This is a genomic window from Streptosporangium sp. NPDC006007 (assembly GCF_040614315.1).
Classification (GTDB): Bacteria; Actinomycetota; Actinomycetes; order Streptosporangiales; family Streptosporangiaceae; genus Streptosporangium.
On sequence record NZ_JBEXUG010000004.1, the window covers coordinates 118,113 to 132,880 of the forward strand.

Consider the following 14,768-nt stretch of genomic DNA (forward strand, 5'->3'; position numbering starts at 1 on the left):
TGCCTCCGTACGAGGTCAACGACCTGGCGCGACCCGGATTCGCGCGATCGTCGGCGCTGCCGCCCGCTCCCGGGAAGAAGAGTTCCGGTTACCGGTTCCATACGATGACGTCGACCAGGACGCCCCCCTCCGACGGGGCGGGTGGTCAGTATCCGGTGGCGGGATCAACGAGCCCCTCCAACGGATGACCCGCCCGCAGGTTGCGCACGTTCCGCTCGACCCGCTCGCAGAACATCCGCGTGACGTACTCCGCCGAGTCCGCGCAGTGCGAGGTGATGAGGACCCTCGCGTCGCTCCACAGCGGGTGCCCCTCGGGCAGCGGCTCGGGTTCCGTCACGTCCAGCCCGGCCGCGGAGATCGTCCCCGCCCTGAGGGCCTCGACGAGCGCGTCGGTGTCGATGTGCGCACCACGCGCGACGTTGACGACGACGGCGTGCGCGGGCAGCAGCGCCAGCTCGGCGGCGCCGACGATGTGCCTCGTCTCCGGCGTCAGCGCGAGGGCCAGCACCAGGACGTCGGTCTCGGGAAGTACGGCGTGCAACGCCGACGAGGGCAGCGTCTCCTCGGCCCCCTCGACCTTCTCTGGGCGGCGGCGCACCACCGTGACCCGGCAGCCGAACGGCCGCAGAAGACGGATGAACTCCGAGGCTATGCCGCCGCCACCGAGGATCGTCACCCTCAGACCGTGCAGGGACCGGGGATCCACCGAACACCAGTGAGGCATCCGGGCCTGCAGGGAGACACCGCGCAGGCAGGTCAGCGTCAACATCAGCGCGTGCTCGCTCACCTGCCCCGCGAACGCCCCCTTCGCGCACGTGAAGACCACTGGACGCCGGAAGACCCCCGACGCCGTGAACCTCTCCACCCCCGCCCACGGAAACTGCACCCACCCGATCCCGGGATGACCGTCCAGCACCGGCCCGAGCCGCTCCGGCTCTCCGGGCACGAGCCACACGAGCCCGTTGGCCTCGGCCGGCGGGACATTGACGCCGCCACCGGCGACCACGGCCTCCATGACCCTGGAGCGCAGCCGGTCCAGATCGGGGGAGTTGGCGCGGCCGTCGACCGCTACCTCTTCGACGGATGGGGCGATCGCGATACGGGCTTCCATACCCGACATTCTGTCGCGGTCCATCAGCCGGGATCGGGGCGGCCCAGGAGCCACCCGGTTCGAGGAGAGCGAAGAGGAGCCCCGTACCGTCCGTGAGTCTGATCTTGCGTCGAGGGAGTCGCCGGGTGCCTCGATCGGTTTCGAGCCACCGTGACCGGCCGGCTATGACCGGCAAGCTGCGGCCGACGGAAAAAGACGGTCCCCGGGACTAGACTCTGCGCGGAGGAATGGAGGGGCGTGTGGAGTCCGGAAGCAGGCGCTGGGTGGAGGTCACGCCCTCCGAGCACGCTCACGAGCGTGGCGGCCTCGCCGCGATCAAGGCCGCGCTGGACGACGACGACCCCTACCGGGCGTGGAGCAACTTCAGCTTCACCACCCGCAGCGGCCGTCAGTACGAGGTGGATCTTCTCGTCATCGGCAGAGGGGGTGTCTACCTCCTGGAGCTCAAGCACTGGTCGGGCCGGATCAGCGGGGACCACCAGACCTGGCTCCACAACGGCAAAGCCGAGGACAACCCCCGCATTCTCGCCGACATCAAGGCCAAGCACTTCAAGCAGCTCCTCGCCGATGCCGGCGGCCGGGACCTGCCGTTCGTCCACGCGGGCGTGGTCCTTCACCAGCCGTCCGCCGAGATCAAACTCACAGGCAGGGGTAAACAGGGCGTCTACCGGATCGACGGGCAGGGCCCCGACGGGCTGGCCGAGCTGATCAAGGACGAGCTGGCCGTCACGCCGGGCAACCCCCGCAACGCCGTCGACCGCAGGCGCTCGGTCGAGCTGGCCAGGCTGATCGAACGGGCGGGTGTGCGGCGCAGCGTCCGGCACCACAGGGTCGGCAACCTGGAACTGGCCGACACCCCGCTGGCCGAGGGGCCGGGCTGGCAGGATTACCTCGCACGCCACCCGCTGCTCGACAGCGTCAGGCGGGTCCGCTTCTATCTCGTGCAGCCGGGCGTCTCCCAGGAGGAGCGTGCCACGACCCTGCGGGCCGCCAAGCGCGAGTTCGTCACTCTGGAGAACGTCAACCACCCGGGCATCGCCCGCGCGATCGAGTTCTACGAGCACGAGCGCGGCCTCGCCGTCGTGTTCGAGCATGACGCGACCGAGGTGCGCCTCGACCACTTCCTCATGCAGAAGGCCGGAGAGCTCTCCGTCGACGACCGGATCTACCTGGTCCGCACCCTGGCCAACACGCTGCGTTACGCGCACTCGCGGCGGCTGGTCCACCGAAGGCTCAGCCCACTGTCCATCTTTGTCCGCACCCTCGCCCGCGGCCGGTACGGCGTGCGCGTCCGTGACTGGCACACCGCCGGGCGCCTCGCCTCCGGGTCGCCCGGCCACAGCAGCTACGTCGTGGGCCCCCGCACGCTTGAGGCCTTGACCGATCGGGCCGCCCACGGATACATCGCTCCCGAGACACTCCACAACCCCGACGCGGACCCGGGTCTCGCCGACGTCTTCGGGCTCGGCGCCGTCTCCTCCCTGATCTTCACGGGGGCCGCCCCCGCCGACACCGGCGAGGAGCTCCAGCAGCGGCTCACCCGTGAGCGAGGACTCGACGTCGGCGTCGAGCTGGACGGCGCCCCCCAGGCGATGATCGATCTGGTGAGAAACGCCACGGCGGGCGACGTCGACCTGCGCACCGAGTCGGCCGAGAGGTTCGCCCAGGACCTGGAGGCGCTGGTTCAGGAGATCCTCCTGCGTGAGGAGGTCGCCCAGCAGGTCGATCCGCTGGACGCGACGCCCGGCTCGATGATCGGCACGCGAGAGCAGCAAGGCCGGTTCGAGGTTCTGCAGCGACTCGGCCAGGGTTCCACCGCCCTTGCCCTGCTCGTCAAGGACTCCAGGTACGGGCAGGCCGTGCTGAAGGTGGCGCTTGACGAGGAGGGCGCCGGGCGGAGGCTGCTGGACGAGGCCGAAGTGCTCCAGTTGGCCCGTGACCCACGCATCGCCCGCGGTCTGGAGGGGCCGCTGACGGTCGGAGGCCGTACCGCGCTGCTCCTGGAGGACGCGGGCCGGGAGAGCCTGGCGGCCATGATCCGCCGCGAGGGGCGGCTCTCACTCGACTTCCTCGCCCGCTGGGGCAAGGACCTGTTGGAGATCCTCGCCGCGCTGGACCTCGCCGGGATCAACCACCGGGACATCAAACCCGACAACCTGGCCTTCCGCGAGCAGGGCAAGAGCCGTGAGGTCCACCTCACGCTCTTCGACTTCTCGCTGTCCCGGGCACCGCTGGAACAGACCGGGGTCGGCACCCCGCCTTACCTCGACCCCTTCTTCGACCCGGTCCACCGGCCCCGCTACGACGCGGCGGCCGAGCGTTACGCGGCGGCGGTCACTCTCCACGAGATGGCCACAGGCCGGACCCCCACCTACGGCACCGGCGGCAGCCACCCGGCGGTGATCGAGGGCGACGTCACGATCGACCTGGACGCCTTCGAACCCGGCCCCGCCCGCGACGGCGTGGTCGCCTTCTTCCGCGGCGCGCTCTCACGTGACGTCAAGGCTCGCCACGACTCGATCGAGACGATGCGGATCGCCTGGCAGACGGCCTTCGACGCCGTCCCGCCCGCCGCGGCCACGTCCACCAGCGTCAACCCCGTCACGGGGGAGGAGCTCGACCAGGCGGCGGCCAGGGCGGTCCTCGACACCGCCGTCGCCTCGGCCGGCCTCACCCCCCGCGCCGTCGACGCGCTGCACCGCATCGATGTCAGGACCGTCCGCGACCTGCTGGCCCGCTCGCCGTTCGAGCTCTCCCGCCTGTCAGGAGTGGCGGATCCCACCAAGCGCGAGATCAGGCGCAGGGCCAAGCAGTGGCGCGGGCGGCTCCAGCCGGTCACGTCCATCCCCGAGGTGGAGGACCTTCAGGACGGCTCCGACCATGGCGTCGGCTCGGTGCTCGCCTCTCTTGTTCCGAAGAACCTCCGCAAGGACTCCGCGGAGGCGCAGGTGCTCCGGCTCTACCTAGGCTTCGAGGAGACCGCCTCCGACTGGCCGGACAACGTCGAACTGGCGCGAGCGGCAGGGGTCACGAGAGGCCGGGTCAGTCAGATCATCCCCAAGGCGCGTAAGGGGTGGCGGCCGAGGAGAAGCCTCACGCAGGTCCGTGACGAGATCGTGGAGATCGTCGAGGACGCAGGAGGGGTGATCGCCGTGACCGGCGTCGCCCAGGCACTGCTGGCCTCCCGCAGTCCCGACGCCGTGGGAGAGCGGTGGATGCGGCGAGCCCTCGGTCTGGTCCGTGCCGCGGTCGAGGTCGAGACCGAGCGCGGCGGGGAGGCCAGGCTCCTCCAGCGGCACTCCCACGGCTCGGTGGTCGTCGCGCTGGAGAAGCCGACCGACCCCGACGCCGTGCCGGGCACCGAACTGCTCGACTACGCCGTACGGCTGGGCAAGGTCGCAGACCAGCTGGCCGCAGAGGACCAGCTCCCGTCCGCCGCGCGCACCGAGGCCAGGCTCCGGTCCGTACGGCTGCCGCAGGGGTTGGCCGAACTGCGGCCCGAGCGGCTGGCCCTGCTCGCCGCCGCCTCCTCGCGCACGGCGGCGGCCAACGGCCGAGGTGAGATCTACCCCGACGGACTGGACCCGCGCAGGGCCCTGGAGCAGATGGCCTCCTCGCTCGGGGTGATCCGCCACGGCATGGACCCCGAACAGCTCAAGGCCCGGGTCCGAGCCCGCTACCCAAGGGTCGGCGCGTTCCCCGAGCGCCGCCAGGACCTGGATGCCCTCCTCAAGGCGGCCGGTGTCCCGCTGGTCCCGGGCCAGGGCGGCTACGCGCCGCGCGACGCGCGCGCCACCCTCCTGCCCTCCTCCAGGAGCCGGGTGCCGACGAGCCTGGGCGGGGGACTGGGCGGCAAGGAGTTCGCCGACTTCGAGCGCCGCATGGTGCTGTCGTCACGCGAGCGGGGGTTTGTCACACTCAGCGTCGACTACCGTTTCTATACCGACGCCGTCGCCACGCTGAGCACCCGCTTCGGCGCCGAGGTGGTTGACGTTACCGCCGAGCTTCTCACCGCGATGCGAACGACCGCCGACGCGCTCAACGTCGACTGGTCCCTGGTGCTCCGTTCCGACCGCCCGGACGCGGCACCCCAGGACGCCGCGAACCTGAGGCGGCTCGTCGCGATGGCGGCGACGGGGGTGGAGGAGCGGCTGGCCGCGGCCTCTGAGCCGTTGCTGATCGTCGAGGCGGCGCCGCTGGCCCGCTATGGTCGGCTGGGCGTACTAGACCGCCTGGCGGACAAGGCGACCGCCAGACCCGCGGCCCGCTGGCTGCTGCTGCCCGTCGAGCGCAGTGGCGTGCCGTACATCGACGACCGGCCGGCCCCGGGCACTCTCGGCGCGCTGAAGGTCTCCACGAAGTGGATCGAGGCACACCGGCACCTCGCGGCCTCCTAGGCTGTTTTCGGATCATGTGATCGTTAGTCCTGCTGTGTCATGAGGCGATGCACGATGAGTACGGATCGAACCGTTGCTGCCAGGGCACATTCCGAAGCGAGGTGGGGCGGTGGCGTGCCCACCGTCTGATGATCGATGCGATCGTCCGGAAGTACCGCATGTCCAGCCTGGCATAACCTGCCTGAGTGGCAGGGACCAGGGAAGTCGGTTTGGCCGGTCACGAAAAGATCACCGCCGCCTGTTGAGCCGGTTCCCTCATCACCGACATCTTCTTCCGGGCCGCACGGTGCTATAAGAAATCGCCTGGTTATCCGGTCGTCGACATGTCCGACGGTATTTCGGTGTGGACGAAGAAGGTGACTCCGTGGTACGGGCTGCGGCACCAAGCCGACCCGCCTCGGGTGCGGAGTATCTGGCGAAGCCGGGTCAAAAACGAACTTTACTTTCACGGTGATTTTATGTAACGATCATATCGTTTTGTTAATCATCGACCGAAAGGTTTAGATGCACACATTGCCTTGGCGGTTTGACCCGCAACGCCTCATCCGCCGTCATGCTCCCCCCATGGCGGCCCTGGGGCTCGCCTGCTCTCTACTGGTCGCTGTTCCGGCCGTCGCGGACCCGACTCCAACACCTGCCTCGCAGACTCCTATTGTTTCTGAAACGCCAGAGGTCACTGAGGCTAAGGCGGAGGCCAAGAGGCGGAACAAGCGGGTGGAGATCATCTCCTACCGCACCGAGACCTCCACCACCTACGCCAACCCCAATGGCAAGTCTCTCTACGCCGAGTTCTACTCCACCCCGATCCGGGTGAGAAAGGGCGAGGAGTGGCAGCCGATCGACCTGACCCTGGTCGAAGAGGACGGTGTCATCAGGCCGAAAGCCTCCAGAGGTGATCTGAGGTTGTCCGACGGTGGTGACACCTCCCTGCTGAAGGTCAAGGGGGAGCGGGGACAGGCGTCGGTGTCGGCGCCAAGCAAACTGCCAAAGCCGGCGCTGAAGGGCAACACGGCGACCTATCCCGACGCCTACGGCCCGAACACAGACCTTGTTGTCTCTGCCACCCCGGAGGGCTTCCGGCAGGAGATTGTCATCAGGAAGCGGCCCAGGGAGCGGGCCGGCGTCACACTGCGAGTGCCGGTGAAGCCTGTCAATGGCATGTCGTATGTTCCTGGCAAAGGTGGCAAGGCCGCCACGCTCAGTGGGAAGGGTGTTCGTCCCGTCACCATCGACACAGTGCCCATGATTGATGCGAAAGCGGCGAAGAGTCCCGACCAAGGGCGGACATCTACCGCCGCTGTCACTGTTAAACAGACCGGAACGGACACCACACTTACTCTGACTCCCCACGCGGCGTTCCTGGCCAACCCGACTACCAGTTATCCAGTGACTGTGGTGGCCGCAGGCGACCCATGGACTGGCACAGGCATCGCCGGTGACACGTTTGTCAGCAGCATTAACTGGCCGAACGGTCTGGCCAACAGCACGATGGAACGCCTGGTCGCCGGTATGTCGAACTCGGGCACGCAGGGTTGGCGCTCTTTTGTCCGGTTCAACGTTGGCGGATCCCTGAGGGGCGCGACCGTCCACAACGCCGATCTGCGTCTGTGGAACTTCCGATCCAATACGTGCACGTCACAGATCGAGCCGGGAATCATTGTCCAGGCCATCGCCACGGACTGGGACATCGCCACTCTGACGAAGAGCAACCAGCCCCAGGTGACCACCGAAGGGCGAGTCGGTAACAAGGGCGCCTATTCCGACGACTGCAGCCGCGGTGAAGGTGAGCTGTACTACAGCATCGAGACGATGGTGCAGAACTGGATGGATGGCGTACCCGACTATGGAGTGCGCCTCAGCTCGGTTCTTGAGACAGAGTCCACGAACTGGCGCTACTACCGCAGCTACGAGTACGGCAACTACGACAGCACTACCCAGCCACGAGGTCCAGTCGTGTTCATCGAGTACACGCCGCCGGTTGAGACTGACACGGTGTACTGGGGTCTTCCCGAAGGTCCCATCACAGAGGAGTTGCTGGAGCGATACAAGGGAAACCTCACCGATCTGGGAGCTCCGCCTCCCGTTGTGAACCGCGCCCAGGCCATGGCCGAGGCTCGTGCAGCGGATGGTTACACCGAGACCGGCCCCGATGACATGGTGGTTCCGCCCGATCTGTCGGAAGAACAGATCACGGCGGATCTGGACCCCAATCGGCTCCCGTTCCAAATCCCTGAGGACGAACAGACGGCGACACCGACGCCCGACCCGACTCCAACCCCTACCCCGACGGATCCGCCGAACGAGCAGACGATTTCGTTACCGGTGCAGACAGATACATGGGTCGATGATCAGGGAACGGTTGGTCCTGATTGGCCCACCCTGTGGGCGGGCTCCTACGGTGACGGTCAGTTCAGGACCATCGAGCGGACATACCTGAAGTTCGACACGTCACCTCTTGCGGGCAAGAACATCGTCGACGCCAAGCTGGAGCTATGGAACACCCAGGCATACGGTTGCGGTGACAGCGCCTCAGGCATAGAGGCGCAACGTGTCACCGCCCCTTGGACCCCGGAGACACTGACCTGGACCAACCAGCCCTCGGCCGCCATCAGTGACGGAGCGGTGGCCAAGGATCCCGGCGGATGCTCTGGCGAGTCACCGAACGGTGGCGTGACCTGGACCTGGCCGGTGACCGGCATGGTGCGGGACTGGGCCTCGGGACAGAGCGATCACGGCCTACTGCTGCGCGGAGTTGATGAGTCCGCCTCCGCCCCGCAGTATGACCGCGGCTATCACTCCTCAGAATCTGGGGAGACGGAGGCCCATCCACCGGTGTTGAAGGTGACCTACACCGACGGCACGAGTGCCACGCCGACTCCGACCCCCACGACCACACCCACGTCTGGGTCGGATACGATACCTCCGACGGTGGTCGAGGTCAGTCCTGTCAACGAGACCCCCGACGTACCGCCGAACGCACCGGTGACGGTGACGTTCAGCGAGCCGGTCACCAACGCGCAACTCTCCCTGCTCGACGTCATCCGTGGGCAGAACACCCCAGGCACCGGGACGATGAACGCCACCAACACGGTGCTGACCTTCACCCCGAGCGAGCCGCTGAACGGTTTCTATACGGCGGAGATCAGCGGGGCCAAGGATGCCGCAGGCAACACGATGACCTCGTATTTGTGGATGTTCTCCACCGGAAACGGGCTGGCCGAACAGGCGAAGTCATCGGCGGCCTCGGCGAAGCCCGACACCAGGCCGACTGTTGGCAGGTTGTGGACGCGCCCGTTCACCACGAAGGACGGCATGACGCTCACGTCGACGACGACGCCGCATCTCATGGTGAAGGTCTCAAACCCCCTCCACCGTCGCTCGGCAGTCCACGTCGAAGTGGCCCATGACCCAAGGGCGTCGTCGCAGGGGAAGGGCTTGATCTGGTCCGGAACCGTAACGAACGTATCTTCGGGGTCTACGGGGAGCGTTCAAGTCCCGGTGGGGAAGCTGGCCCAAGGCTGGCAGGTGCGCTGGCGCGCCCAGGTAACCGTAGGTGACACTTCCGGCTCATGGAGTCCCTGGCACGGCTTCACCGTGACACAGGGAAGATCCAGAGAGAACGAAGCCGCTCTTTCCGGTGCCCCCAAACCCGAAGCTCAAGCGGCCTCGGGAGTCGAATTTAAATACGACAGGATCAAGAATCCTCAGGAGTGTCGAAATAATCCCTCCAGTAAGTACGTGGCTCCCGAGAACGGCCAGCCGGCCAGGAACGAGAAGGGGTACACGAGGAATCACTTCTCCTGGTGCATGACAGTCAAGCCGGCGGTTGTCCATGAGGTGGTGGACCGCCGTGGGAGACGGACCGTCACCGACGTCATGGGATTCGATGTCGTCATGATTGGGCGCACCTTCCAGGGCAGCCGCACAGCAGAGTTCGACGTTTATGTCGAAGACGTCCTTTTCCCCATGGGCAACCGTTACCAATCCAGATCGTTCATTCTTAGCATGACGGGAAGCGGAGACCCCAGCCCTAAGGCGTGCCAGTCGGTTGAGGGGGGAGGGTATCAGCGTTCCTACACGGGGAACCGGTACTACTGGCAAGGGAAAAACGTTTCATTCAAGTTCGAGTCGCTTGACACGGGATACTCACCTGGGCCGAACAATGTCGAGATAATCGGTCACTGCGTTACGCAACTGCAACTGCAGGAAGTTCTGTCGCCTGTAGGTAAGAACAGCAACGTTCCCAAGCAGGTCATTCGCTGCGACTCTGCCGACTATATACGCTGGTATGCGACAGGGTGCATCTTCGCACACGTCGTGCCGTCGCTGAAGCTACAGCAGTCTCGATTTCCGAACGCCTATAACCACATCTCCAAGGCTTTCCTCACCCCGGATCAAACGATCCCTAACGCCACAAGTATCGCGAGACTGTGGCCGTCCCATATTCCGCGGACCACCCCAAAGAAGATTCTCGGATTCACCAAGAAGGACGCCATTCACCGTCTCTGGCGTGACGAACCTCGGATAGACAGAAACAGATGGCGCTCGGAACAGGCATGCGCCTACACCTACAATCCCAACTGGGGTGGGGGAACCTCGTTCCCGTGGGACACCTCCAAACAGGAGTGCGACGAGTTCCCATTCGCAAGCACCTATGAAGGTTCCTGGGTCTGGTGGCAAAGGAACCCGCCTCAAGGAGACCCGTTCACATACTCCGCAGGCGCCAACTACACTGTTTCGTTGATCCCAAAGACGGAGAATCGGCAGTGGGGCTCGACTAAACTAGGTGGCCTTGGCCACTTCTATATGAACGATCGAATCCTCGATGAGGATGATTTCTTCATCCGGCTCTACAATTCCAATGAGCAGCGGGTCAACCCCGACTCTCAGTAAAATGAGGCGGCACCTCTGAACGTCCCTCCGGGGATGGCTCTGGTGCCCTAAGGCACTTGATGCTTCACGGAGTCCCGTGAAGCATCAAGTGTTTTTTGTGTGACACTAGGTGGAGGGCCAGAACTGAAGTAAATATGCCTCCAACCCCTCGGGGGGATATGCGTCTGAAGGCTCGCGGTCAAGTGGCCGGAAAACCGCCCGCACGCACCACTCCCGCATTTCTCCATGCAAATCCATGACCTTGCTGGATGGACGTCCTAGCGTCTGCACCAGGCGTAGCCGCCCTGAGCTGGAGAACAGGGTGGTAATTATGTCTTTCTTTCCTGCGCTCTCGTCGGCAGGGGGAGGGCCATCCCAGAGCTGCAACGTCACATCAACTACGTGATAGGTATGCGGACTCGTCAGGATGGCAAGGTTGGCAGTTGTAACGAACCAGGACTCCTCGCTCGCCTGTGCTGCGAGTTCTGTGATGGACGGATATCCCTCCGGCTGTCCGGAGGCGCCGTCGAGGTCTTCAAGCGAGAACTCCCCGCTCTCGACTTTTATCCTGTCCACGAGGCTTTCGATAAGTCGGACCATCGTCTTCCTTTGAACGCCGTATAATTTATGGTGCGTCGATTGTATGTCGTCCCGGTGTCATCAGGGGCCTTTCGGATGCGATCCCGCTGTGATGAGGTGTCGTAGCCGGTCATCCGTGCTCCACTCGCCGGACCGTACTTCGTCCATCGGCACCCCGTGCGGCAGACGGCAGACTCCGCGCGGATCATTCGAGCAGGTCGCAGAGGTTCTGTCCGAGGTCGTCGCCGACCAGGCGCAGGGCGGTCTCGGCGCGGGAGGCGAGGGCGATGGGGGAGATCCCGGTGGCCAGGTGGGCGTGGGTGAGGCGGTCGAGGGCCGCACCGACCAGCGGGGCCGTCACACGGAGGGTGGCGGGCAGCGCTACGCCCCCGGTCGAGCCGCCGTGCAGCACGATGTTGCGGCAGCGGTACAGCCGGCGCAGCGACACCTCCACGTAGCCGCGCACCCGTTCGAGCACCCGTCTCTCGTCGGCGAGCAGCTCGCGCAGGCGCAGCACCGACGCGACGTCGCTGCCCGTCCGCCAGGAACGGACCAGCGGCAGGGAGCTCCGGTTCCGCAGCTCGGCGGCGATGACCGCGGCGCGGTCGCGGTTGGAGACGCAGGCGCCGAGGCGGGCGGCGAGATCGTCGCCCTTCACCTCGCGGATCCGGTGGGAGAGCGCGGTGAGTTCGGCACGCGGCCACGAGGCGGAGACCAGGGCGGCGGCCCGGGTCGCCGCCACCGCCTTTCCCCGCTCGTCGGGGTCGCGCGCCTCGGTGAGCAGTGACTCCAGGGCGGCCCAGCCTCCGGCGAGCGCGGGGGCGAGCGGTCCGTGGTTGAGTCCGGAGGCGATCTCCAGGGCGTCGTCGACCGTGCTCCTGGCCTGCTCTCCGAAGCGCTGCACCTCACCGCCGACCACGTAGAGCTGGCGTTCCGCGGCCAGCGACAGCACCTGGGCTCCTCGCGCGGGCTGCTGCAGCGGCACGGGTTTCGTCTCTCCCGCCACGTAGGCGTCGCCGAGAGGGAGGACGGGGCCACCTGCGGCGAACCTGGCCCTGGCCTGCATCCGATCGACCAGGTCGGAGACGGTCTCCACCGCGCGCGTCGAATCTCTCGCCTCGACGGTGAAGACCAGCGAGCCCACGGTTCGCTCCGGCGGTGTGAGTCCCGCCTCCGCGATCAGCGCCCGCGTCTCGTCGGCCGTCCGCCAGTGGGGCAGGTGCGCGGCCAGCTCCTCGTGCCGGTGCAGCGCGTGGAAGGGGACGACGACGCTCCAGCCGCGTGGCGGCCTGGCGAGCAGGGAGGCCGCCTCGGAGAGCAGATCGACGGCGGACAGGTTCTGCCGCCCGTCGCGCAGCCACCGCTGCAGCCCGGCGAGGCTGTGCCCGCTGTCCAGCAGGTGGGCGGCGACGGCCCTGGCGACCAGCTCCGGCTTCGGCGGTTCGTCGACGGCGACGCAGGCGGCCCAGCGGTCCAGATAGCCGGGACGGCCGACGTCGATGAGGTGGCGCAGCTTACGGCGCCCCTCGCTGGCGATCGTCAGGGTGGTCTTGACGCACTCCTGCAGCTCGCGCCGGTAGGGCTTGGAACCCAGCGCGGGGTCGCCGCCCAGCAGGCGCTCCAGTGCCTGGCGCTGCCAGTCGACCGCGCTCTGCGACAGGACCTTCCGGTCGACCCAGACACCCGCCTCGTGCAGCTCCTCCAGGGCGAGGAAGGAGCCTGTGTCCCACAGCCTGCGGGTCCAGGGGGTGGTGACGCCGGTGAAGTCGAGCAGGCGGGTGGTGATGTGCCGGGAGTAGGCGGACCTGGGGTCACGCCCGGCGGGGGTCGCGTTCATGGCGGTGCGGCCTCGGGACGGAGGGGGAGGTGGGGGAGAAGTAAAGAGGGCGCGGTCCGGAGACCGCGCCCTCGGGGGCATGAAGCCCCGGTTAAGCCTGTGCTCGCTTACGCGACTCCTCGAATATACCCCTCCTCACGATGATCGACCGCGATTTTCCGGCGAAGTCCCGGGTGCGGCCTCGCGCTCCGGCGGACGAGCAGGGAGAAGACCGCGAGTCCGGGGTCTCAGGGGGATCGGGTCATCCTCCGGCGAGCTGGAACCAGACCACGCGTCCGGCCGGGGTCTCGTACCAGCCCCAGGCCGACGACAGCTCGTGGACCAGCCAGAGGCCCCGGCCCCCGCCGCTGCCGGCGTTCACGCCGGGGCGCAGTCGTGGCTCGTGCCCCTTCGATCCGGCGTCGAGCACGTCGATGTGGAGCGTTCCATCGTGGGTGGCGATCGAGACGCTCACCCGGCCGCCGGGGACGCGGCCCGAGTCGGAGTGCCGTACGGAGTTCGTGACGAGTTCGGTGACGAGCAGCAGCGCGTCGTCGGCCTGGGGGTGGCCGATGCCCTCCAGCAGGTGGCGGACGTAGCGCCTGGCCTGGGGGACGGACGCCACCTTCGCCGGGAGGTCGACCTGTCCCAGCAGCCCCGACGACGCCCTCACCGCGCCACCTCCGCGATCCACCGGAAGACCTCCCGCGCCTCGGCCGGGGTGTTCGGGGAGCGGCCCCGGTCCCAGGTGAAGGCCGAGGTACGGCCCCGTCGCGCGCTCCTGATCGTCGTCCGTCCCGAGGGTGCGAAGACCACCAGGCTCGGCCGCCCGCCCAGCGGGAACCTGACCGTGGCGTCGAACCCGAACTCGTCCAACTCCCACGCCAGCCTCACCAGATAACCGCCCCACCCTTCGAGAGTGCTCGCCCTCATCCGCCCGCCCTTCGGAGATCTTGGAAGCGTCCACCGGAGCCACTGATGTCACGCTTCATGGTCGATTGATTACTCTCGGTGCCTAGTGTGCATGCCCTTAGGTCCTCCGGCAACAAGAATCAAAATGAACTTCGTGCATGTTGATGAGTGAAGATCATTGGGGCAGACTTGCCGAAGCTTGGCTACGCATAGGAGTCGAATGACCACCCAACGAAGTCCATCGGTTCGTAGGAGGCGTCTCGCAGCGGAGCTGCAACGCCTTCGCAAGGAGACGGGGGTCACGCGAGAGCAGGTCGCTGAACATGCCGGTTGCTCGCCGGTCACCGTCACACGGATCGAATCCGCCACGAGCGCCGCCACCGTCGCTCTCGTGGCCATGATGCTCGATCTCTACGAGGTCGCTGGTGAGCGCCGGGAAGCACTGCTCCAACTGGCGCGCGACGCGCGCAAGCGTGGCTGGTGGTACAAGGTCTCCGAGGCGATCCCCGAATGGGTTCAGAGCTACGTGGGGCTGGAAGAGGAGGCGGCTACCTTCCAGGAGTATCAGCCCGAGTTCGTACCCGGCCTACTCCAGGGCGAGGGTTATGCGCGGGCTGTCATGAAGTCCGCCCCCGTGCTGCCGCCAGAGGAAGAGCTGGAGCGACGGCTCTCAATCCGGATGAAGCGACAGGAGCGAGTTCTGGAGCGGGCGGACCCACCCAAGATGTGGTTCATCCTCAACGAAGCGGTCATCCGACGACCAGTTGGGGGAGCGGAGACGATGCGTGATCAACTCCAGCGGCTGATCCACCTCTCCGAGACGAACCACGTCACGATCCAGATTCTCCCCTTTGCCGTTGGCGTTCACCCTGCAATGGACGGTGGGTTCACGATCCTGAGTTTCCCCAAGCCGTCCGACCCCGACACCGTGTACGTTGAATATTGGCAGGGAAGTGTCTATTTGGAAGATCCGTCAGAAGTAGACGCATACGTCTTGCTTTTCAACCATCTACGTGCACGGGCCCTCGGGCCGGACCAGGCCCGGAACTTGATCGCGCAAGCTGCGCGAGAAATGTGACCG

8 protein-coding genes are annotated in these 14,768 nt (G+C 66.5%); 3 read left to right on the top strand and 5 right to left on the bottom strand.

The genetic code is table 11. The annotated features are described in order from the left end of the window. Nucleotides 1-145: 145 nt before the first annotated feature. A complete protein-coding gene (locus ABZ194_RS04955; RefSeq protein ID WP_355592410.1) occupies nucleotides 146-1,111 on the bottom strand; it encodes a D-isomer specific 2-hydroxyacid dehydrogenase family protein in 966 nt (321 codons plus the stop codon). A gap of 239 nt (nucleotides 1,112-1,350) precedes the next feature. Between ABZ194_RS04955 and pglW the strand changes: the two genes are divergently transcribed. Together pglW and ABZ194_RS04965 are read left to right on the top strand one after the other, a co-directional pair. Further along, nucleotides 1,351-5,508 (top strand): BREX system serine/threonine kinase PglW, encoded by a 4,158-nt coding sequence (gene pglW, locus ABZ194_RS04960; protein WP_355592412.1) that lies wholly within the window; start codon nucleotides 1,351-1,353, stop codon nucleotides 5,506-5,508. A gap of 564 nt (nucleotides 5,509-6,072) precedes the next feature. Then, the gene (locus ABZ194_RS04965) at nucleotides 6,073-10,401 is read left to right on the top strand and encodes a DNRLRE domain-containing protein (RefSeq protein ID WP_355592414.1); all 4,329 of its coding nucleotides are present in this window, start codon (nucleotides 6,073-6,075) and stop codon (nucleotides 10,399-10,401) included. A 105-nt stretch (nucleotides 10,402-10,506) separates the two neighbouring features. On the opposite strand, the gene ABZ194_RS04970 is transcribed toward ABZ194_RS04965, so the two are convergent. From ABZ194_RS04970 to ABZ194_RS04985, 4 genes are all read right to left on the bottom strand, one after another. Then, nucleotides 10,507-10,980, bottom strand: coding sequence for a hypothetical protein (locus tag ABZ194_RS04970; RefSeq protein WP_355592416.1), 474 nt, complete (start codon nucleotides 10,978-10,980; stop codon nucleotides 10,507-10,509). 184 nt (nucleotides 10,981-11,164) lie between these two features. Beyond that, the gene (locus tag ABZ194_RS04975; RefSeq protein WP_355592418.1) at nucleotides 11,165-12,796 is read right to left on the bottom strand and encodes an integrase; all 1,632 of its coding nucleotides are present in this window, start codon (nucleotides 12,794-12,796) and stop codon (nucleotides 11,165-11,167) included. A gap of 241 nt (nucleotides 12,797-13,037) precedes the next feature. Further along, nucleotides 13,038-13,448 carry an ATP-binding protein gene (locus tag ABZ194_RS04980; RefSeq protein ID WP_355592420.1) on the bottom strand — a complete coding sequence of 137 codons (411 nt, stop codon included), beginning with the start codon at nucleotides 13,446-13,448 and terminating at the stop codon, nucleotides 13,038-13,040. Further along, nucleotides 13,445-13,708, bottom strand: a complete 264-nt coding sequence (locus ABZ194_RS04985) for a hypothetical protein (protein WP_355592422.1) — start codon at nucleotides 13,706-13,708, stop codon at nucleotides 13,445-13,447. The genes ABZ194_RS04980 and ABZ194_RS04985 overlap by 4 nt, the downstream gene beginning before the upstream one ends. A gap of 199 nt (nucleotides 13,709-13,907) precedes the next feature. Here ABZ194_RS04985 and ABZ194_RS04990 point away from each other — a divergent pair, with 199 nt between their 5' ends. Continuing rightward, nucleotides 13,908-14,765, top strand: a complete 858-nt coding sequence (locus ABZ194_RS04990) for a helix-turn-helix transcriptional regulator (RefSeq protein WP_355592424.1) — start codon at nucleotides 13,908-13,910, stop codon at nucleotides 14,763-14,765. Nucleotides 14,766-14,768 lie beyond the last annotated feature (3 nt).